The organism is Candidatus Limimorpha sp. (assembly GCF_056203535.1).
This window is the reverse complement of record NZ_JBADWU010000042.1, coordinates 1-22,267: the sequence shown is the minus strand read 5'-3', so window position 1 is coordinate 22,267 and position 22,267 is coordinate 1. Positions and strand designations below refer to the sequence as shown.

The 22,267-nt window shown below is 44.5% G+C and carries 19 protein-coding genes and 1 tRNA gene; 8 read left to right on the top strand and 12 right to left on the bottom strand.

Going from position 1 to position 22,267, the window contains the following annotated elements:
- The first annotated feature begins 578 nt into the window (after window positions 1-578).
- Window positions 579-1,202 carry a DUF6266 family protein gene (locus tag AC06MN_RS04775; protein ID WP_475671214.1) on the top strand — a complete coding sequence of 208 codons (624 nt, stop codon included), beginning with the start codon at window positions 579-581 and terminating at the stop codon, window positions 1,200-1,202.
- Between the two features lie 195 nt (window positions 1,203-1,397).
- Here AC06MN_RS04775 and mscL read toward each other — a convergent pair whose 3' ends face one another.
- Window positions 1,398-1,829, bottom strand: coding sequence for a large-conductance mechanosensitive channel protein MscL (gene mscL / locus AC06MN_RS04770; protein WP_475671213.1), 432 nt, complete (start codon window positions 1,827-1,829; stop codon window positions 1,398-1,400).
- A 133-nt stretch (window positions 1,830-1,962) separates the two neighbouring features.
- Here mscL and AC06MN_RS04765 point away from each other — a divergent pair, with 133 nt between their 5' ends.
- Window positions 1,963-2,322 carry a hypothetical protein gene (locus tag AC06MN_RS04765; RefSeq protein ID WP_475671212.1) on the top strand — a complete coding sequence of 120 codons (360 nt, stop codon included), beginning with the start codon at window positions 1,963-1,965 and terminating at the stop codon, window positions 2,320-2,322.
- A gap of 280 nt (window positions 2,323-2,602) precedes the next feature.
- Here AC06MN_RS04765 and AC06MN_RS04760 read toward each other — a convergent pair whose 3' ends face one another.
- The 11 genes from AC06MN_RS04760 to AC06MN_RS04710 all read right to left on the bottom strand — a co-directional run bounded on the left by AC06MN_RS04760 (window position 2,603) and on the right by AC06MN_RS04710 (window position 14,064).
- Window positions 2,603-4,177 carry a peptide chain release factor 3 gene (locus tag AC06MN_RS04760; protein ID WP_475671211.1) on the bottom strand — a complete coding sequence of 525 codons (1,575 nt, stop codon included), beginning with the start codon at window positions 4,175-4,177 and terminating at the stop codon, window positions 2,603-2,605.
- A gap of 50 nt (window positions 4,178-4,227) precedes the next feature.
- Window positions 4,228-4,302 (bottom strand) — tRNA-Asp (locus tag AC06MN_RS04755).
- Between the two features lie 152 nt (window positions 4,303-4,454).
- Window positions 4,455-6,566: a ComEC/Rec2 family competence protein gene (locus AC06MN_RS04750; protein ID WP_475671210.1), complete on the bottom strand. Its 2,112-nt coding sequence runs from the start codon at window positions 6,564-6,566 to the stop codon at window positions 4,455-4,457.
- A gap of 24 nt (window positions 6,567-6,590) precedes the next feature.
- Window positions 6,591-7,442, bottom strand: coding sequence for an outer membrane beta-barrel protein (locus tag AC06MN_RS04745; protein ID WP_475671209.1), 852 nt, complete (start codon window positions 7,440-7,442; stop codon window positions 6,591-6,593).
- Between the two features lie 12 nt (window positions 7,443-7,454).
- Window positions 7,455-8,132, bottom strand: a complete 678-nt coding sequence (locus tag AC06MN_RS04740) for a hypothetical protein (RefSeq protein ID WP_475671208.1) — start codon at window positions 8,130-8,132, stop codon at window positions 7,455-7,457.
- 5 nt (window positions 8,133-8,137) lie between these two features.
- A complete protein-coding gene (locus AC06MN_RS04735) occupies window positions 8,138-10,123 on the bottom strand; it encodes a PKD domain-containing protein (protein WP_475671207.1) in 1,986 nt (661 codons plus the stop codon).
- A gap of 197 nt (window positions 10,124-10,320) precedes the next feature.
- Entirely contained in the window at window positions 10,321-11,436 is a 1,116-nt protein-coding gene (lpxB, locus tag AC06MN_RS04730) for a lipid-A-disaccharide synthase (protein ID WP_475671206.1), read from the bottom strand.
- 29 nt (window positions 11,437-11,465) lie between these two features.
- The gene (locus AC06MN_RS04725; RefSeq protein WP_475671205.1) at window positions 11,466-11,711 is read right to left on the bottom strand and encodes a hypothetical protein; all 246 of its coding nucleotides are present in this window, start codon (window positions 11,709-11,711) and stop codon (window positions 11,466-11,468) included.
- A complete protein-coding gene (gene surE / locus AC06MN_RS04720; protein ID WP_475671204.1) occupies window positions 11,695-12,492 on the bottom strand; it encodes a 5'/3'-nucleotidase SurE in 798 nt (265 codons plus the stop codon). Before surE ends, AC06MN_RS04725 begins: the two co-directional genes overlap by 17 nt.
- A gap of 181 nt (window positions 12,493-12,673) precedes the next feature.
- Window positions 12,674-13,255 (bottom strand): Maf family nucleotide pyrophosphatase, encoded by a 582-nt coding sequence (locus AC06MN_RS04715; RefSeq protein ID WP_475671203.1) that lies wholly within the window; start codon window positions 13,253-13,255, stop codon window positions 12,674-12,676.
- Window positions 13,256-13,542: 287 nt separating this feature from the next.
- Window positions 13,543-14,064, bottom strand: a complete 522-nt coding sequence (locus AC06MN_RS04710; RefSeq protein WP_475671202.1) for a KdsC family phosphatase — start codon at window positions 14,062-14,064, stop codon at window positions 13,543-13,545.
- Window positions 14,065-14,246: 182 nt separating this feature from the next.
- Here AC06MN_RS04710 and rsfS point away from each other — a divergent pair, with 182 nt between their 5' ends.
- The 6 genes from rsfS to AC06MN_RS04680 all read left to right on the top strand — a co-directional run.
- Window positions 14,247-14,636, top strand: coding sequence for a ribosome silencing factor (gene rsfS, locus AC06MN_RS04705; protein WP_475671201.1), 390 nt, complete (start codon window positions 14,247-14,249; stop codon window positions 14,634-14,636).
- 25 nt (window positions 14,637-14,661) lie between these two features.
- Window positions 14,662-16,680, top strand: coding sequence for an ATP-dependent zinc metalloprotease FtsH (ftsH, locus tag AC06MN_RS04700; RefSeq protein WP_475671200.1), 2,019 nt, complete (start codon window positions 14,662-14,664; stop codon window positions 16,678-16,680).
- A 3-nt stretch (window positions 16,681-16,683) separates the two neighbouring features.
- A complete protein-coding gene (locus AC06MN_RS04695) occupies window positions 16,684-17,349 on the top strand; it encodes a LutC/YkgG family protein (protein ID WP_475671199.1) in 666 nt (221 codons plus the stop codon).
- A 273-nt stretch (window positions 17,350-17,622) separates the two neighbouring features.
- Window positions 17,623-19,590: a DNA topoisomerase (ATP-hydrolyzing) subunit B gene (gyrB, locus tag AC06MN_RS04690; RefSeq protein ID WP_475671198.1), complete on the top strand. Its 1,968-nt coding sequence runs from the start codon at window positions 17,623-17,625 to the stop codon at window positions 19,588-19,590.
- A 449-nt stretch (window positions 19,591-20,039) separates the two neighbouring features.
- Complete coding sequence (locus AC06MN_RS04685; RefSeq protein ID WP_475671197.1) at window positions 20,040-21,839, top strand: hypothetical protein; 1,800 nt, start codon at window positions 20,040-20,042, stop codon at window positions 21,837-21,839.
- A gap of 206 nt (window positions 21,840-22,045) precedes the next feature.
- Window positions 22,046-22,267: hypothetical protein (locus AC06MN_RS04680; RefSeq protein ID WP_475671099.1), on the top strand; the 222-nt coding region annotated here is incomplete at its 3' end.

Below are 22,267 nucleotides of genomic sequence, written 5' to 3'. Positions count from 1 at the left end.
ATAAAATATAAAATAATAATGAAAGGTTAGAGATTGAAAGAAAATTTGTAAATTTGCCGTGTCATTCACTTTGAAATTTGGCTAATGGACTTCACGAAGTTCAGAGGAATGGCGCGAAAATGCTAAAAATAGAAGTCCCCTGAAATACAAATAAGGCTGGCTAATTGGTATCTTATATCCCTTTACATTATTTTCCAGATATTGCCAGCTGGATATAAGCACAAATAACCTTCTAAATCCGAGATTTCTCCCTCGAATTCAACCGCAAAAATAATGAATGTTTTGAAACATGCATGTTAAATTGGGAAAAAGTGAATATTATCTTCAGTTTTGTTTTGTACCATTCTCCAGCCTCCCCTCTACCCAAATCCTACTATAACGCTATGTCTTGCATATAACTTATTTAGCATATATATACCATATATTTACCTTTTATTTAGTATTTAAGGGTAAATAAATGATAATTATTTTATCTTTTTGTTGACAATTCATCATATCTTTATTATATTTGCAGCCTATTCATACAGTAACGATACCATATAGTTATCATGGCCATACAATACACAAAAACAGGACTTATGAAAGGCAGAATAAATAACCTTTCATTCTACATTCGCTCCGGAGAGCAGATTGTCAGAGCTTCGAGCAATTCGTACCACCACGACAGGAAATCACCGAAGCAGCTAATCCATCGCCAAAAAATCACACTGATGACCGAGTTCCTCAGTCCCGTCAAGGATTTCCTGAAGACGAGTTTCAAGAGCGTTGAAAAAGGCAAGGCTTACAGCCAGGCCTCTTCTCACCTTATGAAGAATGCATTCACCATCGTTGACGACACTCCGGTCCTCGACCCCCAGAAAGTGCTGGTGTGCCAAGGATTCCTGTCGCCACCCGAAAACGCATCGGTGCAGGTTGATGGCGGAAACATCGTTTTCACATGGGCCAACAACAGCGGACAAGCCTGTGCCAATGCCGACGACCAATTGGTGTTTCTCTTGCACAAAGGGAATTACGGTTTTCGGTCGTCATTGGAACTATCTCATACTGCATCGCGAAAAGACGAAGTGTTCAGTCCTTTGTTTGACAGGATGATCTATGGTGACTTTCATGTTTACATGGCTTTCCGGACCTTCGACGACACCGACATCAGCAACAGCGTGTATGTCGGGATGATTTCGGTGGAAAGGAAACTTGACTTCTGACCCTTTTTGATTATGATTTACATCCCAATAATGCAAAAAAAGCCAACCTCAGAAATTTGCTCTTCTCCTCAAACACATGCCCAAAGCCATGATGCATATAAACTAAGAATCTGGTTTTGTTTTAGGTGGAACCAAAAAAATAGGATGCACCTCAAAAACGGGCGCATCCTATCATTTTCAATCCGTTAGGAACGATTACTTATTTTTCAGCAGGTCGCGGATTTCGGCGAGGAGTTCTTCCTGGGTCGGGCCAGCTGGAGCGGCAGGTGCTTCAGGTTCGGCAGGCTTTTCAAACTTAGCTTTCATTTTGTTGATGCCTCTCACAACCATGAAGATTGACAGAGCGATGATGATGAAGTCGAAGATGACTTGCAGGAAGTTGCCCCAAGTGATGGCCACTTCCGGCTTGACGACGGTTTCGCCTTCCATGACGGCTTGCGAAATCACCCATTTCCACTCGGTGAAATTCAGTCCGCCGGTGATAGCGCCAATTGCAGGCATGATAATGTCTGAAACCAATGATGTGACGATTTTGCCGAATGCGCCGCCGATGACGACACCGATAGCCATGTCCATCACGTTGCCCTTAATGGCAAATTCCTTGAATTCTTGAAAAAACTTTCCCATTTGATTTGATATTAGAATGTTAAACAATTGTAATTTTATGGACGCAAAAATATGAAAATTCCAAAAGCAGAGACATGGAAATGGAAAAAACAAAAAGATTTGTTACCTTTGCCGCGATAAAATCAAGAAGAAAATGGATGAGTTACATGAACCTGCCGCGAACTATGCAGTTTCAAGCCCGAGCCTTCAATCAATCCGGCAATCCATCATCAGCCGTGTTGAAAAAGAAGATGATGTTGAAATGCTGAAATTATGGTCTTTGCGGATAGACGAATGTTGCAACAGAGCACGATTAGAAAAAATCGCCAGCGAATGTTTTGACCAGCAGCTGCAAGATGAAATGTTGGCCAACAACTATTATTTCAAGAAACCGTTCCCTCAAGATTGCATCGATTCTGAAGACATCGACTCCATTTTCGCAGATGGCGAAGACTCCGAAACCGTTTCCGAAGAACTTGTGGACAAAACCTTTGCAGCATGGGAACGGCTTTAAGACTTATATGGCATAAAAAAGCAATCAATTCCGTCAACAAAATCTCGGCTTGGTATATTGCCCACAATTATGGCAATCAATTTGTCATAACAATGCATGAAAATATCAATTTCACAGTCAAGTCGTTACATTCTTTTCCATCTTCCGGTTTATTGCACAAGAAAGAAGCCAATAAAGAATATCGGTCACATTTGGCTCACCCGAAATGTCGAATCTATTATTGGTTCGATGATAAAGAAAACTTCACATCATCGACATAAGATATACTTTATGATCTTACTCAGAATTCCGATGTGAAATGAAACTCAATATCGGGATATTTCTCCATCGCAATCTGCAAAGCGTAGGGCGATTCGGCCAAAAACACATCGCGGCCGTCCTTGTCTTCTGCCAGATTCAACGACTTACGCATCTTGAAATCATTGAGTTGCGCTTCGTTTTCGCTTGTAATCCAAGCCGTCTTGTAGAGTGAAATCGGTTCGTAGCGACAACTTGCATTGTATTCGTGCAGCAAACGGTATTGAATGACTTCAAACTGCAATTCGCCAACGGTTCCAATGATTTTTCTTCCTGTCATTTTTCCCGTAAACAACTGTGCCACACCTTCGTCTGTCAGTTGTTCCAAACCTTTTGCCAGTTGTTTTGATTTCATCGGGTCGGAGTTTTCGACATAACGGAACTGCTCGGGCGAAAAACTCGGAATGCCTTTGTAATTCAGGATTTCGCCTTCGGTCAAAGTATCGCCGATTTTGAAGTTCCCGGCATCATACAAGCCCACAATGTCGCCCGGATAGGCTTCATCGAGCACCGATTTCTTTTGAGCCATGAAAGCCGTCGGATTAGAGAACTTCAACTCGCGACGCTGACGCACATGGAAATAGTTCTTATTGCGTTCAAAACGGCCCGAAACCACTCTCACAAAAGCAATTCTGTCGCGGTGATTCGGATCCATGTTTGCATGGATTTTGAAAACGAAACCCGTAAATTTCTCTTCGGTTGGCTCAATGCGACGTTCTTCGGTATCGCGGCCAATAGGCGTCGGTGCAATTTGAATGAAGCAATCCAACAACTCCTTCACACCGAAATTATTCAAAGCTGAGCCGAAAAACACAGGGCAGATGTCGCCATTCAGATAATCTTCGCGGCTGAACTCATTGTAAACGCCTTGCACCAGTTCGGTTTCGTTGCGCAAGGTTTCAGCATCTTCGCCAATCATTTTGTCCAAATCGGGATTTGAAAGGTCGTCGAAAGCAATGCCTTCGGCGATATGCTGCTTGTCGGAATTGAAAAGGTAAAGGCTCTTGTCGTAGATGCTGTAAACACCTTTGAATTTCGGGCCACTGTTGATAGGCCAGCTCAACGGCGTAAGACGGATGTCGAGTTTTTGTTCGATTTCGTCCAACAATTCAAAAGGATCCTTGCCTGGACGGTCCATCTTGTTGATGAAAACTATGATAGGTGTTTTGCGCATACGGCAAACTTCGACCAGTTTTTCGGTCTGTGACTCCACACCCTTAGCCGAATCGATGACCACGATGACGCTATCGACAGCCGTCAAAGTTCGGAAAGTGTCTTCGGCGAAATCCTTATGGCCAGGCGTATCCAAAATGTTGATTTTGATGCCTTGGTAATCGAAGCCCATGACGGAAGTGGCAACGGAAATGCCACGCTGCCGCTCGATTTCCATCCAGTCGGAAGTGGCTGTCTTCTTGATTTTGTTCGACTTGACGGCACCTGCCACCTGAATGGCACCACCGTAAAGCAAAAGTTTCTCGGTCAAAGTGGTCTTACCCGCGTCCGGGTGACTGACGATGGCGAAAGTCCTCCGCCTGTTGATTTCTTCAATAAACGACATCGTATCAAGTTTAAAAAAAAAGCAACCCGATTTGGGTTGCTCGCTTTGAGCGGTCCGGACGAGGCTCGAACTCGCGACCTCCTGCGTGACAGGCAGGCATTCTAACCAAACTGAACTACCGGACCAGCCTTGAAAAAGAACTCTATTGCTTTGCTTTGCGAGTGCAAAAGTACAACCTTTTTCATTCACCGCAAGCGTTTTTTTACTTTTTTTTCATTTATTTTTAATCATAAAATATAACACGCTAATTTACAGAAAGATAAATTTTTGACTTTTTTCATTCAATTGCGTAAATAAAAGCCTGTGTACCGATGTTTTTATAAGGCAGCCCCATGTTTTCCGCCTGATTTATCCATTTTTCAGCCAGATAATACGGCACGGAACCATCAATCAAGAGGCAATTCACGGAATAATTAATCAACAATTTATCAACATTTGGCTTTTGTTTGCCTGTAACCACGAGAAAATCGACTGGAATACGATAATCCAAGCTATCGGTTGCGGCCTCACTTTCCTGCCAAAACGCAATCAAAGTGCCGCCAAACGAAACGAGATTATCCTTTTTTCGGACAAAAGCATTTTCAAAATCATTATCCGTGAAAACGATTTCGGGACGAGACGAAAGACTACATTTCGCCCAATTACCTTTTAAACTGTAATCTATCGCGCTTTCATCGGCGACCAAAGCCGTATCACACAACAAAACATGCTGATTGCCTTTCACGAAATCGACAGCCGTATGTTTGCGCAGACTATAAAAAACGATTTCGTCCTGCTTTTCCACTTTGTATTGCCGAATCGTGACGGAAAACACAAAAAGCAAAGCCGCCGAAAGCATGGCAATGAAAAATCCACGGCGGCGTGTCGTGACCAGCAGAATCACGAAAAGGAACAGCAGCAAAAGCATCGTGAATTCCATTCCGTTGATGTAGATACCTTTAATAATAGAAAGCGGCAGGCTTTCGACCCATGCAATCAAAGTGTTCATCAGATACACCGCACCCCAAACCAAATAGCCGACCGCGACATTTATATAAGGTATCCACGAGACCAAGAGCAAAATCATGCCGCCCATAATCACCACGAAAGAAATCGGGGTCATAAACAAATTGCTCAGCCAGAAGTAAACGGTAAATTGATGGAAGTAAAACAAGGTGAACGGCATGGTGGCAAACTGTGCGGCAAATGCGACAGCCGTAATCTCCCAAACTTTGTCCAACAACTTGTTTTTGAAGCAGAACCAGCCATATATCGGTTTTTGCAGCAACACTATGCCGACAACCGCAACGTAGGAAAGCAGGAATCCGATTTCAAACAAATTGTTCGGATTGATACACAGCAGGACCAACGCCGAAGCCGCAATCGAATTGACGGCAAAACCTTTCCTGTGCAGCAATTCACCGAAAATCACGAAACTAATCATCAGTGCCGAGCGCATAATGGATGGCGAAAGGCCTGCAATCATGGCATAGAACCAAATCAAGGCTAAAAGCAGCAACTGCTTGAACGTTTTCTGCCATTTCTTCCGATTCAGGAAACCCAGCAGCAACGAAGCCAGCAGATAAATGATGCCGACGTGCATACCCGAAACGCACAAAATATGCATCGATCCTGCCGCAACATAATTCTGACGCACCTCGGCAGGAAGACTGTCATCATAACCCAACAGAATGGCCGCTGCCACACCAAACTCATCGCCATCCAAGCCGCAACGCTGCAACGAACGCAACAGCACATCGCGGAAACGATAGGAAAAAGCATACAGCGGATTAGCCTTATTCGCCTCTAAATCAACCCAATCATCCGCTTTTAAATAGATTTGTCCCGTGATGCCTTTGCGGAAAAGATAATCGCGGTAATCAAATTCCTCGGGGTTTTTCGGTGCCGCCACCTCACCTATCGGCAAAGGAAATGCAATCAAATCGCCATAGCGCAATTGCATTGCCGCATCCGATTTCTGAAAATACGCCATGACTTTACCCGAAACCGTGCGCAGCTCCGATGAATCGGAATACTGGCTGTCCAAGTCCAGAATGACTTTCAGGGAGTTTTCCTTTTCGGTCGGGCAATCGTAAACGCGTGCCACATAGCAATTTGCATCCGCTTCAAAATTACGGAAATAAGTTTTTTGGATGGAAACATCATGTGCTTGCGTCATGGCATAGCCTGCACAAAACAGATAGCAGGAAATCACCACACCGAAAATCCAGTTCAAGCGTGGTTTGGTGCAAAACCGCGAAGCCAGAACAGCGATGAAAAACAGAGCCAAAGCTATGAAAATCAAAGCCGAAGGCATCAATCGGAAAGTGGGGAAGGACACAAAGCACCAAATACCTAAAGCGAAAGGCCAAAGGATACGGAGGAATGGATATTTGCCCCAAGTACTCATATTGAGGCAACAAAAATAAGCCTATCAGTTGATTTTTCCAAGTTTTGTGCAAGCATCTTTCAAATGTTTTTTGAACGGTATCATCAGAGAGACTTTCAGTTCCAGAGCTTGCATTCGGCGTGTTCCCAATGTTTCATGTTCGATGTCGCCCCAGCCTGAGAAAACAGGTTCGAGATTCATCTCTGCATCAGAAAAATCATTCATTAGGCCAAAATTGAAGGCAAAGTCAACTTTCAGATACATCTGCAAACGATTGACTTGCAGGTGCTGACGAATGCCCACACCAATCAAAGCACTTATCTCGTAGGGACGTGCGTTGGCTTTCGTCAAATCCATTTCGTAGTCCGTCGAACCATAAAATGGATTCTCTTTCAGGTAAGTGCGATGCCAAGCCATGTTGCCATTCAGCAAAAGGCTGAAGTTGGGTGCGACAAAAGCATAGAAGCGCGTATTGCTTTCATAACCAAAGTAATAGCTTATCGGAATTCTGATATCCAAGCAATTCATAGTCAATCGGTAATCGATATGTGCAGTGTTCGTTTCGGTGAAACTTGTCTGAAATTCAGTGTCAAAGGATTTCCGTGTGCCACGGACGGCATACAAAGCATTGAAGCCAAGCGAAAAATGGCTGTTTCCATTCCATTCCATAGCCACACCTCCCACAGGACCAAACAAACCCAATGGTTTTGCCTTGGTTACATCGGAGTAAATCATATCGCTATACGAACCTCCAGCTATCACTCCAATGCTGAGTTTGCTTGTATTACGGCAAATATAGCTTTTCTGTCTTAAAGGCTTGTTGCCGCCAACTTGTGCGTTGAGCTGAGCCAAAGACAAAAGCTGCACGATTAGCAATAATCCCCAAATCCTTTTCATAGCCGCTGATATTTAATGAATTGTTGAAAGACTGTTGACATTCAATGAATTATCGTACCAAGTGCAAGTGTCGGCCAACCCGTCATAATCTCTGAAGACAAAGATTGATTCCGCCGGATATACCGAAGTAGGGACAATGGAATCGTTATATCTCAAGATTTTGTAGCCATACATGAAATTTTCGACTCCTTTCGGAGTGAATTTGCCGGAGAGTACGACTGCATGGACGGGATGTCCATCAGTAGAAGGCTCTTCCATATAATAAGCCGTAAACAGCAAATGATGCTCGGCTGTCTCATGGCCTGTCATATACACGGGCGATATGAAATGGCAATGCTGTTCCTCGGAACTCATACTGTAGTAATCAGCGATTTGCAGATACTGATTTGCTAAACGATGATAATGTGTGACAGGTGTAACGCTGCCAATCGGCGGACAATAAGGTGGTTGCAGATTCGTTGCCACATACTGATGGTTCGACTTGAACTGCAAATCAACTAAGGGCGGCACGTCGCCAAAATAAATGTTTTCCTCACCATAAAGTGCCAGCAAATCGGCTGGCAGGAAGTCCGTGATAAATGGAATGTCCTGGGGGTCGTTTATCAAAACCGTTTCATTGCCGTCTTTCACGCACGAAGCGAAAGACAGAACAAAAAAGGTAAAAATCGGAAACAGCAAATTCTTTTTCATAGCAATCATTTGTTTATCAATATTTTGAAAGTCTTCAAAATGCCGCTGTTATTGATGACCAGATAGCATAATCCGCTGTCAATGTCGTGAATGGAATAAGGGAAAGTCTTTGTCATTCCATCAAGATTCAGACTGAATTCATCGACAAGCGAACCATTCACATTGTACAATCTTATAATGGTTTCTCCTGTCAAACTGCCAAAGCCAATCATTACTTCGCCTGATGTCGGGTTTGGACTGACCGAAACGCATTCCATGTTTTCCTCAACGCCAAAATAAGAAGTCTTGATGGAAAAATCATTTGTCACCGAATCGCAGCGGTTGACGACGGTGGCGTGAAGATCGACAGGCTCAAGCAAATATGAGTAAATATATAAGGTGCAGGTTTCGCCTTTGCCATGTGGCTCAATGTACCAATTCGGGCAATCGACCGACCAAATGACCGTGTCGAATTGGCATCGGTCATCTTCAAGTTGGATGTCGTAATTGTAAACGCTGATATGTGTTTCGCTGCCGCCAATCGGCCAATGGTCTCCTACGATGGTGTGATTTGGTGTGTAATTCATGCTGAGATACATTTCTACAAGGCTGTCGCATCCAAATACATTGTCGAAAGTCTGGTAATAAACTCCCGATTCTTCATAATCCATTTCATTCCATGAATACACATTGCAACCTTGGTCGTCAAAAGAAGATCCGTTGCTGCGATAAACCGTCAAATCCATGGAAATCAAGCTGTCGCATCCCAAAGCGGTTGGCACATTTTCCAAATATTGACCGCTTTCGCGAAAGACTTTGTTATTCCAGACCAACGAGTCGCAAACATAGGTCTCGAGATAGCCTTGTATGGGAATGGAAACCCACTGGCGGATGGTGTCGGTACAAGCGTTTTCGCTAAGACCTGCCACCAAAGTGACTTCATAATCGCCCGGAGGAAACGAATGATACGGATTCATTTCCGTTGAAGTGGTTCCGTCGCCAAAATCCCACCATGCCGCTTCGCATGTGCCACCTTCGGGACTTGGTGTCACGCCATCATTTGAAATCGTGCTGTAGTTTCTGAAACGGAATACATTAATACATTCCTGGGGAACAATTTCATAATCTGCCAATGGATAACGGCTTAACATAGAAGCGTTTAACTCAAAATTACAGTCGGCGCAATCAACAAACGACACAAGGCAACAAAGCAGACGCGATCCACCAGTGGAAACAGTAACAGACTGATTGACAGACAATGTCGTTTCAGGGTCATCGCGGTAAAACCACCGATAATTGAATCCGTCGGGAGCATGAAATGTGTTGGTTCCCACATCGCCACATAGTTCGCCCGTCATTTTCTTGTGTCCGCATTTCAAGATGAAGTAGGCATAGCCGAAATGTCCACCATACCCACAGTCGTAAGTCGTTAATCGTACCCTGATTGTCCTGCCATGATAGGGAGTCATATCAAGACCGATAGTCGTCCAGTCTTTGTACAAAATATCATAAACAGACTGCCATCCCAAAGAGTGGTCGGCGATGAAATCGGCAAAGGCACAAACAGAATCAATCAGATTGTTATCGGTATCAAGAATTGCGAGAGTGAAACGGGGCTGATATTCAGGTTCATGACTCGGATCTTGCAAAATGACCGCATACCTCATTATCAGCAAATCCGACTCTAATGTGTCAACCTGATATTCAATGGAAATGCTCTCGGCATGGCCTCCTGAATGACAATTTCCCAACCGAACCGAATAATCTTCCCCTTTGGGAATCGTATATATTGGTACAACCGGATCCCTCGATCTTACCGTGTTTACCGTATGTCTGCTATTCATGTCGGCTTGTCCGTAATCAATGACACCTCTATGTTGATAAGGATTTTCATAAAAGCCATAGGTGCAGGTGATATTGGGTGCCGTCAAATCGGAAAGGTCGAAACAGTTTTGTGCGGAAGCGGAGACAAGCAGCAACAAAGCCAATGACAAAAAATAAAACTTTTTCATACGCAAATGATTTGTTGAGGCAAAATTATGGAAGCGCACAAAACAAGTCAAGAATTCCGTAATAAAAAATTATAAGTAATTATAAGTAAATTCTTATAACAATTTGATTAACAATCGATTATAAAATTTATAAGTAATTATAAGTAAATTGTTGTAATCAATTACAAATCAGTTGCTTACGAGAAAAATTATAGTGGTTACTTCAAGCCGTTCACGATGATTTCAGCCGCTTTTCCCGATGCGCCGGCATTGCCCATCACGTCTTTCAAGGTTTCGTAATCCTCCAAAAGTTGGCGTTGACGCTTGAAATCGTGCAGCAATTTATCTAATTCGGCGGCAAGATTCTCGGTGTTCAAATCGCCTTGAATCAACTCCTTGACGGCTTCCTTGTTTAAAATCAGATTGACGAGACAAATGTATTTCACCCGAATCAGGTATCTGGCAATCCAATAGGAAACCGAATTTGCCTTGTAGCAGATGACTTCAGGAACGGTAAACAATGCTGTTTCCAAAGTGGCTGTTCCCGATGTCACCATAGCGGCGCTTGCGTGTTGCAGCAAGTCGTAGGTCTGATTTTCAACGATTTGCACATTTGCATCACCAATCAGTTTTTTGTAGAAATCCTTATCCAACGATGGCGCTTTTGCAATGACAAACTGATAATCAGCGAATTTCGGCATCACACTCAACATGGTGGGTAGTGTGCGTTTCACTTCCTGAGTGCGGCTGCCTGGCAACAACGCAATGATTTCCTGCTTTTCCGCGAGGTTGTTTTTCCGCGAAAAACTCTGGCGCGAAATCTCGTTTGTGTGCGACAAGGCATCCAAAAGCGGATTGCCGACATAACTCACGTTAACGCCATATTTCCTGTAAAACTCTTCTTCAAACGGTAGAATCACAAGCATTTCGTCGACCGACTGCTTGATTTTCTTCACGCGGCGGCGTTTCCAAGCCCAGACCTGAGGCGAAATGTAATAAAACACCTTGAGACCGTTGTCGTGAGCGAACTTCGCCATGCGCAAATTAAAACCCGGATAATCAACAAGAATGACTGCATCGGGCTTATAGGCAAGCATGTCTTTCTTGCACTCCTTTATATTATTAAGCACCTTCCGAATGTTGACCGCCACCTCCACAAAACCCATGAAAGCCATGTAACGGTAATGCTTCACCAAGGTCGCGCCTTGCTTTTTCATCAAGTCGCCACCCCATGCGCGGAATTCCGCATGAGCATCTTTCTTCTTCAGTTCGGCAATCAGATTGGAAGCGTGTAAATCGCCCGAAGCCTCTCCCGCTATGATGTAATATTTCATTTCAGTATCAGATTGTTACACAATAAAAACTAAATCAAGAAAAACACGAGGAGCATCCCTATAATGGTGACGAGCAACACGCCTCTTCCCATTTTGTCGAGATTCCATTTCACCAACATCATCCTGAACAGAATGATGCCCGGGATGAAAGCCAAAAGCCAAGGTGCCCTGAAATAAGGTTCGCCCCACGGAATCAGGCTGAGCAAGAAATAAAACAATCCGAAACTGGCCGCACCAGCCAATAATCCCAGCCAAAAGTTATCCTTGATTTCCATTTTCTAAAAGCATTGATTCATAATTCCTTAAACTATCAAAAGCCGATTTTGCAGTCCAATCGTATTGCGTCGGCACCACAGAGACGTAGTTGTGCTCAACTGCATAAATATCAGTGTCGGGCGTCAAGTCGTTTGTGACAAATTCGCCTCTCAAATCGTAATACACATTGCCGTTTTCATCGTAATGCGCTTCAAAAGGCTCAACCCATTTCCCCGTTGCCTGACGGCATATTTTTATGCCTTTCAGTGGTTCGTCGCAACGCTTCGGGAAATTCACGTTTAGGCAGACACCTTTCGGCAGACCTTCGGCAAGCACTTTTTTCGTGATTGACAAAATGGCAGCATCCAAATGGTCGAAATCGGCATCGGCATCAAAGCAATCAAGACTGAAACCAATGGCCGTCATGCCATCCATGCAAGCCTCGACCACCGCCCCGACCGTGGCGGAATAAACCACCGTTGAACCCGCATTCGAACCATGATTGATGCCCGAAACGACCAAATCGGGCCAACGCTCCAGCACGCGCTGATAACCAAGTTTCACGCAGTCGACTGGCGTTCCGTTGCAATGGTATTCCTTGTAGCCCTCACTTTCTTCAGCCAAACGCACATAAAGCGGCGATTGCAAAGTGGCGGAATGGCTTTTCGACGACATCACTTGTTCGGTCGTAATCACCACCACATCGCCAAGCGTGCGCATCAAGGAAGTCAGTTTTTTCAAGCCTTTTGCGTGGCAACTGTCATCGTTTGTAATCAATATCAAAGGTCGTTTTTCGCTCATTTTCATTGAATAAGTCTGCAAAGATACAAAAAGCAGGAAATTATGTCATTTATCATTCAAAAAAAGGCTTTTGGCTATTGGCAACAGGCTTTTGGCTTATTGGTTCATGAAACGCAATCCTGCAAAATGGTAAAAGATTGATTGCCAAAAGCTAACAGCCAAAGGCCAGAAGCGGAAAAAGTCAGAAATCTTTCAAGACCTGATAAAGTCGGCGCGTCGGCAAGCCCATCACATTGTAAAACGAACCGTTCAGGCCCGATATGCCGACATAGCCAATCCACTCCTGAATGCCGTAGGCGCCAGCCTTATCGTAAGGGCGGTAATTATCAACATAATAAGCCATTTCCTCTGCATCGAGCGCGGCAAAAGTCACCTTCGATTTCACGCCAAAAGTCTTGACTTTTTTTGCCGTACGCACCGTCACGCCCGTCACTACATGATGCGTCTTCCCTGACAAAAGCGCCAACATGCGCAAGGCATCGTTGCGGTCTTTCGGTTTGCCAAGTATTTCATTTTCAGCAATCACGACAGTATCGGAAGTAATAATGAGATAATTCTCAGGCAATTCGTTTTCATCAAAAGCCTTCGATTTCTGCTGGCTCAAGAACTGCGGGACTTTGTCCAACGGCATTTCGGTTGGGAAATTTTCAGGCGTTTCCTTGGTCAGAATGGTGAATTTCAAACCCATACCACGCAGCAATTCCTGACGACGCGGCGATTTGGATGCGAGAATGATATTGTATTTGTTTAAGTTTGAGAGCATAGTGTGTTTATTGGTTAACAGTTATCAGTTATCGGTTGTCAGTTTTCAGTTTACGGTTTTCAACAGTTCAAAGTTGTTCAAAAAGTTTAATATAAATCATCCAAAAGTCTAATCGTCTAATAGTCAAAATATCCAATTGTCAAGTTGTCCAAAAGTCAAAATGAGATTCCCGTCCCCGCCTTCGCGAGGAGGACAGCGGGAATGACGGCCTCAACAAAAGCCGTCAAAGCGTCTAAAAGTCTAATAGTCAAATTGTCCAAAAGTCTAATAGTCAAATTGTCCAATAATCACCACGAATACGCTTCGGCGGTCATCCATTTGCCTTGCACTTTCAGCGTCTGTTCGATAATGTCGCGCACGCAACCTTTTCCGCCTCCGCAAAAACTTATGTAGCAACTGATTTCCTTCACTTCCTGCGCCGCATCCGACGGACAAACCGGCACGCCTACCATGCGCATCACGCGGATGTCAGGAATATCGTCACCGACATAAACGATTTGCGACGGTTTCAGGTTTTTCTCCTTCATATAGGCTTCAAGTTTTTTCACTTTGTCGGGCACACCCGTAAAAACATCCTGAATGCCAAGCGAATGTAAGCGTTTTTCGATGTTCGTGCTGATAGCACCCGAAATGACAGCCACATTGTAGCCCAGTTTGGCGGCCAGCTGCAAGGCATAGCCATCCTTCACATTGGAAGTGCGCAAAGGGTCGCCATTCGAATCCATGTAAACGGTTCCATCGGTCATAACGCCGTCATAATCAAAGATAAAAGTGTTGACTTCGGGGAGTAAGGCTCTGAAATTGCTCATAAGCGGGGATTTAAAATTTGATGATTTAATATTTAAAGATTTAAGATTTAAAAATTCAAAGATTTAAATTCAGATTTTCATTGAAAAATAACGGGTCAAAATTAGGGAATTTTCGGCAAATCAAGGCAGATAAAACAAAAAAGAGTATTTTTGCGTTTTATTTGAAATTGAATTGAAAAATTATGGAAGAAGAAAAAAGAATAAGACATCAAAACGGCAATTCAGAAGAGCTTGCCGCCACCGTAGTTGAAGCCATGGACGCACTGAAAGGCAAAGAGATAGTGACTTTGGACCTGAGGGAAGCCAACGGCGCCGTGACCGATTATTTCGTCATCTGCCACGCCCCTTCCAAGACGCAAGTCGATGCCATTGCCGAAAAAGTGGAAGATTTGGTGCGCGAAAAACTGCACATCAAGCCTTTTCACATCGAAGGCCGCGAAAATACGGAATGGATTTTGATTGATTTCGTCGACGTTGTCGTTCACGTCTTCCTGCAATCAGCCCGCAGTTTCTACAAATTGGAAGAACTTTGGGCCGACGCTGAACGCATTGTGAAAGAATCAGAAGAATAAATAAATCAAAATCAAACACTTAGTAATGAGCGAAAATCCGACAAACGGCAGTCAGAATCAACCGAACCAACCGAATGTTCCGAAACGAAAACCCAATAAGAAGCGTGGCAGCTTCTATTGGATTTATGCCATTTTAGCAGCCGTCTTTATTGGCATCAACATTTTTTACGGCAAAGGAAATGTGCCTACAGAAGATGTCAACCAAGGCAAACTGCAAGAATTGCTGAAAAACGAAGAAGTCTACAAAATCGAACTTGTCAACAAGGAAGATGCTGAAATCTACCTGAACGAGAAAGGTTTGAAGAAGAACTTCCCTGATGTAATACCTAACAAGAAAGGCACAACCACAACGCCAAGCTACACCTACAAGATAGGTTCCCTCGACCGCTTCGAAGAAATGGTTGAAGAATCACAGCAGGAAGTCAAAAATCCAGTTTACATTGAAAACGTTCGCAGAAAAAGCTGGATGTCGGATTTCCTAATCGGCTGGTTCCCATTCATTTTACTCATTGTCGTGTGGATTATCATCATGCGCTCGATGGGTCGCGGAGCCGGCGGTGGTCAGATTTTCAGCATTGGAAAATCGAAAGCGCAACTTTACGACAAGGACAATGTGCCTGTCAATGTGACATTTAAAGATGTCGCCGGATTGGAAGAAGCCAAGGTGGAAATCATGGAAATCGTCGACTTCCTGAAGAATCCTGCTAAATACACCAAATTGGGCGGCAAGATTCCAAAGGGCGTGCTGCTTGTCGGCCCTCCAGGAACAGGTAAGACCTTGTTAGCCAAGTCAGTGGCTGGCGAAGCCAATGTGCCGTTTTTCAGCATTTCGGGTTCCGATTTCGTTGAAATGTTTGTCGGCGTAGGTGCCTCTCGCGTCCGCGACTTGTTCAAGAATGCCAAGGACAAATCGCCTTGCATCATCTTCATCGATGAAATAGATGCCATTGGCCGTGCCCGTGGCAAAAACCCAATGAACGGCGGCAATGATGAAAGGGAAAGTACTTTGAATCAGCTGCTTACTGAAATGGACGGTTTCGGTACCAATTCAGGTGTCATTGTTTTGGCTGCTACAAACCGTGCCGATATTCTCGACAAGGCCTTGATGCGTGCTGGCCGTTTCGACCGTCAGATTTATGTCGAATTGCCTGACCTGATTGGCCGTAAGGAAATATTCGAAGTCCACATGCGCAACCTGAAACTCGGTCCCGATGTCGACCGTGATTTCTTGGCCAAGCAAACCCCAGGTTTCTCGGGTGCCGACATTGCCAACGTTTGCAACGAAGCCGCTTTGATGGCTGCTCGCAAGGAAAAGGAACAGATTGAAAAACAAGACTTTCTCGATGCCATCGACCGTATCATTGGCGGTTTGGAAAAGAAGAATAAAATCATCACGGCGGAAGAAAAGAAAGTCATCGCTTTCCACGAAGCCGGTCATGCCACAACGAGTTGGCTGCTGCAATACGCGCATCCTTTGGTGAAAGTGACCATCGTGCCGCGTGGCAAGTCGCTCGGCGCCGCCTGGTATCTGCCTGAGGAACGCCAGATTACGACCAAAGAACAGATGTATCACGAAATGATTGCCACTTTGGGCGGCCGTGCAGCCGAACAGGTTGTGTTTGGCCAAATCTCCACCGGAGCCCTTTCCGACCTTGAAAAAGTGACGAAACAAGCCTACGCCATGGTGACTTATTATGGTCTGAACGATGAAATCGGCAACCTAAGTTACTATGACTCAACAGGTCAGCAGGATTACAGCCTGACAAAACCATACAGCGAAAAGACGGCTGAAGTCATCGACAAGGAAATCAGCAAGATGGTTGAACAAGCCTATCAGGAAGCTGTTACCATTTTGACAGAACACATCGACGGACTTACGCAATTAGCCAACAAACTCATCGACAAGGAAGTGATTTTCGGCGAAGACCTTGAAACCATTTTCGGCAAACGTCCTTGGACAAAAGAGGAAGAAGCCGAAAAACCAGCCATTACTGCCACGGCTGAAGATGCTGAAATAGTTTACGAAGAAACTGAAAATAAATAAGTTATGGCACGAGACTTCAAACGCGAAATCACCAACAAGGAGCAGATTTTAGGCGATGTCAGAAACGCTATCATCGAGAAGCAGGAAGCCCTGATTCAAGATGTCGACCAGCACACCGACACATGGATTCCCATCAAGGAAGAAGACGGAACAGCCATTACTTTCGTCCAGAATTTCAAGGATCAAGGCGGCATTTTCGTTTACCTTGAAGACGAAGACGAATTTGCAGAATGTCTCAGGCAACTCGCGCCCGAAAACGCTTGGGAACCACTGTGGTGCACCAGTCCGACCATGCAGAAAATGCTGGAACGCAACGGCATAGCCTACACCACCGACTCGGCACGCGAACCGAAGCAGAAATTAGTCAGCATCACCGACTGTGAATGTCTTGTTGCCCAAACTGGCAGCATTGTGCTTTCGGAAAAGATGTGTCATTCAAGGAAAAACTATGCTACACCGGAAATCCTTTTAGTGACCGCCACCACCAATCAGATTGTCAATGGCATGAAAGATGCTTTCTTCAAGCTGAAGGGAAAATATGGCTCAGGAAATCCATCGCAAATTGCCATTATCACAGGGCCGAGCCGCACTTCTGACATCGAGCAGACACAAATCATCGGAGCGCACGGCACGCGGCAAGTAGCCGTTTTCTTGATTGATGCGGAGTGAGAATTTCCATTGACAACAAGCCGTGATTTTGTCGTCTGATGAATGGCTGTGTTGCTGTCAAGTCTCGGAAATGCCGTAAAAACCGCCTCATTTCTAAATCCACTTTTTTATTTCCTTTAAAACCTAAATTTTCACCAAATCCAAAATTTGCCACTTTTTAAGCCGATTGACGTGTTTTCGGTGGAAACCGATTTTTTAAATTTTTATCCTGATAATTCGGAAAAATTGTCTATCTTTGCTCTTTATTTGAAAAGAGTATAAAATCGAAATAAAATGACAGAAGAAGAAAAAAGAGAATTGGCAAGCGAAGAATACGGTGCGAATAAAATTCAGGTCCTCGAAGGTCTGGAAGCCGTAAGAAAACGCCCTGCCATGTATATTGGTGATGTCCATTTCCGTGGTCTGCACCATTTGGTTTACGAAGTCGTCGACAACTCCATAGATGAGGCTATGGCCGGCTATTGCGACACCATTGATGTGCGCATCCTGGAAGGCAACGGCATCAGCGTTTTGGATAATGGTCGTGGTATTCCTACGGGTATGCATGAGAAGGAAAAACGATCGGCTTTGGAGGTCGTGCTGACGGTGCTGCACGCCGGCGGTAAGTTTGATAAGGGTTCCTATAAGGTCTCTGGCGGTCTGCATGGCGTCGGTGTCAGCTGCGTGAATGCCTTGTCGACACATCTCACCGCTGAGGTCTATCGTGAAGGCAAGATTTTCCGTCAGGAATACGAATGTGGCAAGCCGCTGTATCCTGTGAAGGTGGTCGGCGAAACCGACAAAAACGGTACGCGCATCACTTTCCAGCCCGATGGCTCCATTTTCCAAACTACGGAATACGATTATGCTACCTTGGCCAACCGTATGCGCGAATTGGCTTATCTGAATCATGGCATTACCATTCAGCTTACCGATGAGCGCCAGAAGTTGGAAGACGGCAGCTTCAAGAGCGAGGTCTTCTATTCGCAAAACGGCCTTACCGATTTCATAGGCTATCTCGATGCTAACCGCGTGAAACTGATCCCTGAACCGATTTCGATTGTCGGCGAAAAGAACAATGTGCCGGTTGAAATCGCTTTGGAATACAACGAGGAATATTCCGAAAACCTTCATTCTTACGTCAATAATATCAATACGATAGAAGGCGGCACCCATTTGCAGGGTTTCCGCTCCGGCTTGACCCGTTCATTCAATGCCTACGCTGAAAAATCAGGTCTTTTGGAAAAATCGAAAGTGAAGATTTCGCCCGATGATTTCCGCGAAGGCTTGACGGCGGTCATTTCCGTCAAGGTGCCTGAACCTCAGTTCGAGGGCCAGACCAAGACCAAATTGGGCAATGATGAAGTGATGGGCATCGTCAATTCCATCGTTGGCGAACACCTTGCCAATTATCTGGAAGAGCATCCTAAGGAAGCTAAAATAATTTTCGATAAAGTCGTTCTTTCGGCACAGGCGCGTCAGGCTGCCCGCAAGGCTCGCGAAATGGTGCAGCGCAAGGGTGCGCTCTCAGGTTTCAGTTTGCCGGGCAAGCTGTCCGACTGCTCGGAACGCGACCCTGCCAAGACGGAGCTTTACCTCGTTGAGGGTGATTCCGCTGGCGGTTCCGCAAAGCAAGGCCGCGACCGTACTTTCCAAGCCATCCTGCCTTTGCGCGGTAAGATTCTGAATGTCGAAAAGGCCATGCAACACCGCGTTTTCGATAGCGAGGAAATCAAGAATATCTATACCGCTTTGGGCGTAACCATTGGCACTGAAGAAGATAGCAAGGCGCTGAATCTCGAAAAACTGCGTTACCACAAGGTCATCATCATGACCGATGCTGATGTCGATGGTAGTCACATCACTACCTTGATTCTGACCTTCTTCTTCCGCTACATGCGCGAACTGATTGAAAACGGTTATGTGTATTGCGCTACGCCTCCGTTGTACCTCATCAAGCGCGGCACCAAGCCGATGCGTTATTGCTGGACTGATGAAGAACGCATTGCAGGCATGGCCGAATACACGAAAAACGGCACCGTCGGTGGTTACGAAGTGCAGCGTTACAAAGGTCTTGGTGAAATGAACCCCGAACAGCTTTGGGAGACCACCATGGACCCGGCTCACCGCACTTTGCGCCAGGTGACTATTGAAAACGCTATGGAAGCCGACCACATCTTCTCTATGCTGATGGGCGACGAGGTGGCGCCACGCCGTGAGTTCATCGAACAGAATGCAACTTACGCAAATATCGATGCTTAATTGATTTTTTAAACGAGAATAATTTGAGACGCGAGTCATTTCTGCGAAGGCAGGGACATCGCGTCTCTTTTTATGTTTTCTCCATGTGTATTGAGAAAATATCTCCACTTTTGCATCCAAAATATCGAAACGATGCTGAATTCAAGTTATAAATGCAACAATGTTGATAAATGTGATAAGATTTTGTGCCTAATTTGAATAAAAATACTTTGGTATCCGAGTTTTGCTTTATGAAAAATTCTGCACATTTATCGCTGAAAATGTGTATCTTTGTTCGCTGATTAAATGAGACTTTTTCTATTGGATGGGAAGATTGGAAAAGCCCTTTATTCCGATTGATAAAATCCATGGTTGATTTACCATCCGTAAAAGTTGCATTTGCTTTTGAATTTAGGAATCACTAATTCTGGATTCTTGACTAAGAGAAATTTGATTATAACAAATTATATATGAACAGATTATATTTCTTCTTCATCATCTTGATAATCAGTTGCGCCTGCAACCGCAGCAACACGGCGCCTACGCCAACCGAAAACACCTTGTATGCCATCGAGTCATTCGTGGGCGCAAAACCCGACAGCGCCTTGGCGATTCTCGACACTTTGCCCTACCAAAATCTTCCTAAGAAAGAACGCGCGCATTATTGCCTGCTTTTGGTGAAAACGCGGCACGAAATGCACCTGAAAGATGATGCGCTCACCGATTCGCTGATGCAAATTGCTTCCGAAACCTTCATCGGTGGCAAGGACAAATACATGGAAGCCCAAACCTACCTTTATTTAGGCCTGAAAAACATGATTTCGGTGGAAAACGACCGCAAAACCAGCATGGATTATCTGCTGAAAGCCGCCGAAACCATCGACAAATGCAAGACGGTTGATGAGCGTTTCAAAAGTTTTTCAAAGCCGTCACGCACCGATGAAGAAGTTATTAACAGCACGAAATGCTCTATTTACCAATTACTTAGCTCGCTTTGCCAGACATCAGGGCAGTTAGAAGAAGGTCTGGATTATCTCCGTTGGGTAAGGAATTATTATCTTTCGAGGCAGGAAGAAAACAAAATGTTCAAGACCTATATGCGCATGGGAATGATTTTCTTGGAACAACATGAATACGACAGTTGTCTTACCAGTTACCAAAAGGCTTTGAATGTGGCTGAAAAGAGACAAAACAATTACGATTGCGCTCTCGGTCGGAATTATCTCGGCCATTATTATTCCGTTATGGCGAGCGATTCAACCTGCACCGATTCAACAGAGCGCATCGCATTGGTTGACAAAGGAATAAAAACCGTCAAAGAAGGCCTCGACTACCTTCAAAAAACTGGCGAACCTGCATTTTCAGCCACAAAACACATTTATTACCAACAGTTAGGTGCCTTATATTCCCAAAAAGAAGTCTACGATTCGTGCATTTATTTCAGCAATATGAGTCAAAGTCCAAAGGACAAACAGTCTAACGATTACTTTGTAAGGATGTTCCACGCCTATTACAAACTCGGCAACTTGGAGAATGCCGTCCATTATGCCGATGAATACTTCAGGCACAACGACGGTAAGGAAATCCAAAAGAAGTATGACATTAATAAGGTGAAAAGCGACTACGAGCAGCAGAAAGCCGAAGCCGAAATGCAATTCAGCAAACGCCTCAGCATGGCTATCTCAGCAATCATCATTTTGGCATTGGCAGTCGTTTTGTTGATTATTTTACTGATTTACAGAAAATACAAGACAATGGCCGAATGGCAGCAAGCCGTGCTTTCGGGCAAGGTGAAGCAAGCCAACGAAACCATCAGAAACCAGGAACAGGCCATTCGCGAGTCGAAGGAAAGGGAAACGCTCTTGCAGGAAAAAATCGAACACGTAGATGCCGAAAAACAGAGTTACGACCGTTTCCTTGCCGAACCGGTTTGCGTTGAAATCCTCAGTTCGCTGCAAGGCAAGAATATCAAAAGCAACTCGAAAACAATTGATTTCAAGGACATTGCCCTTCGCGACGAACAAATGATGCAACTGATGGATGCCGCCGACCGCAACCTGAACCATTTCCCACAAAAGTTGAAAAAGCAATATCCATCGCTGGATGCCACCGACATCCGTTATTGCTGCCTCTATCTGCTCGGCCTCAACGAAGCCCAGATTGCAGCCCTCGTGCAACGCTCCTATCAGAGCGTTTGGACTCGCGCCAAGGAAATGAAAACGGTTTTCGGTTCCGACGACATTGGCAACACGCTCATAAATTTGCTTTGAACATATTGAAATACAACGGTTTACAAGAATTTACTTATAATTGCTTATAAACTTTTTTCAAGAACTTATCTCACTGATAAATAAGCGATTAGCAAAAACTGCTTTATAATTCTTTAAAGGCAAAATGACACTCCGATTTGGTTTTCTGAATACATTTGCAACAAGAAAACTAACGGACGAAGTATTAACCTTTAAATTTTAAAGCAATGAAAAAGCACATTACCATTCTTACCGCACTTCTTTTCTTATGTGCCGGAGTGCAAGCCCAAACTTACGACTCCATTGCTCATCATCCTGTGGGCTGGTATGATGCCGAATTGCGTAACATGATGCAGTTGCGCGATGGGAATATTCTCGCCAATGTCCAATTGTTTAATATGGATGAACAAGGCTACGGTATCGGTGATTACGGGAACCGTTTTCTCAAG

Excerpts from the sequence above, each read along its gene's own strand:
- gyrB (WP_475671198.1), top strand. The coding sequence starts at position 17,623 with ATGACAGAAGAAGAAAAAAGAGAATTGGCAAGCGAAGAATACGGTGCG.
- AC06MN_RS04695 (WP_475671199.1), top strand. The coding sequence starts at position 16,684 with ATGGCACGAGACTTCAAACGCGAAATCACCAACAAGGAGCAGATTTTA.
- AC06MN_RS04750 (WP_475671210.1), bottom strand. The coding sequence starts at position 6,566 with ATGAGTACTTGGGGCAAATATCCATTCCTCCGTATCCTTTGGCCTTTC.
- ftsH (WP_475671200.1), top strand. The coding sequence starts at position 14,662 with ATGAGCGAAAATCCGACAAACGGCAGTCAGAATCAACCGAACCAACCG.
- AC06MN_RS04710 (WP_475671202.1), bottom strand. The coding sequence starts at position 14,064 with ATGAGCAATTTCAGAGCCTTACTCCCCGAAGTCAACACTTTTATCTTT.
- surE (WP_475671204.1), bottom strand. The coding sequence starts at position 12,492 with ATGAGCGAAAAACGACCTTTGATATTGATTACAAACGATGACAGTTGC.
- lpxB (WP_475671206.1), bottom strand. The coding sequence starts at position 11,436 with ATGAAATATTACATCATAGCGGGAGAGGCTTCGGGCGATTTACACGCT.
- rsfS (WP_475671201.1), top strand. The coding sequence starts at position 14,247 with ATGGAAGAAGAAAAAAGAATAAGACATCAAAACGGCAATTCAGAAGAG.
- AC06MN_RS04685 (WP_475671197.1), top strand. The coding sequence starts at position 20,040 with ATGAACAGATTATATTTCTTCTTCATCATCTTGATAATCAGTTGCGCC.
- AC06MN_RS04725 (WP_475671205.1), bottom strand. The coding sequence starts at position 11,711 with ATGGAAATCAAGGATAACTTTTGGCTGGGATTATTGGCTGGTGCGGCC.
- AC06MN_RS04745 (WP_475671209.1), bottom strand. The coding sequence starts at position 7,442 with ATGAAAAGGATTTGGGGATTATTGCTAATCGTGCAGCTTTTGTCTTTG.
- AC06MN_RS04765 (WP_475671212.1), top strand. The coding sequence starts at position 1,963 with ATGGATGAGTTACATGAACCTGCCGCGAACTATGCAGTTTCAAGCCCG.
- AC06MN_RS04760 (WP_475671211.1), bottom strand. The coding sequence starts at position 4,177 with ATGTCGTTTATTGAAGAAATCAACAGGCGGAGGACTTTCGCCATCGTC.
- AC06MN_RS04775 (WP_475671214.1), top strand. The coding sequence starts at position 579 with ATGAAAGGCAGAATAAATAACCTTTCATTCTACATTCGCTCCGGAGAG.
- mscL (WP_475671213.1), bottom strand. The coding sequence starts at position 1,829 with ATGGGAAAGTTTTTTCAAGAATTCAAGGAATTTGCCATTAAGGGCAAC.
- AC06MN_RS04740 (WP_475671208.1), bottom strand. The coding sequence starts at position 8,132 with ATGAAAAAGAATTTGCTGTTTCCGATTTTTACCTTTTTTGTTCTGTCT.
- AC06MN_RS04735 (WP_475671207.1), bottom strand. The coding sequence starts at position 10,123 with ATGAAAAAGTTTTATTTTTTGTCATTGGCTTTGTTGCTGCTTGTCTCC.
- AC06MN_RS04715 (WP_475671203.1), bottom strand. The coding sequence starts at position 13,255 with ATGCTCTCAAACTTAAACAAATACAATATCATTCTCGCATCCAAATCG.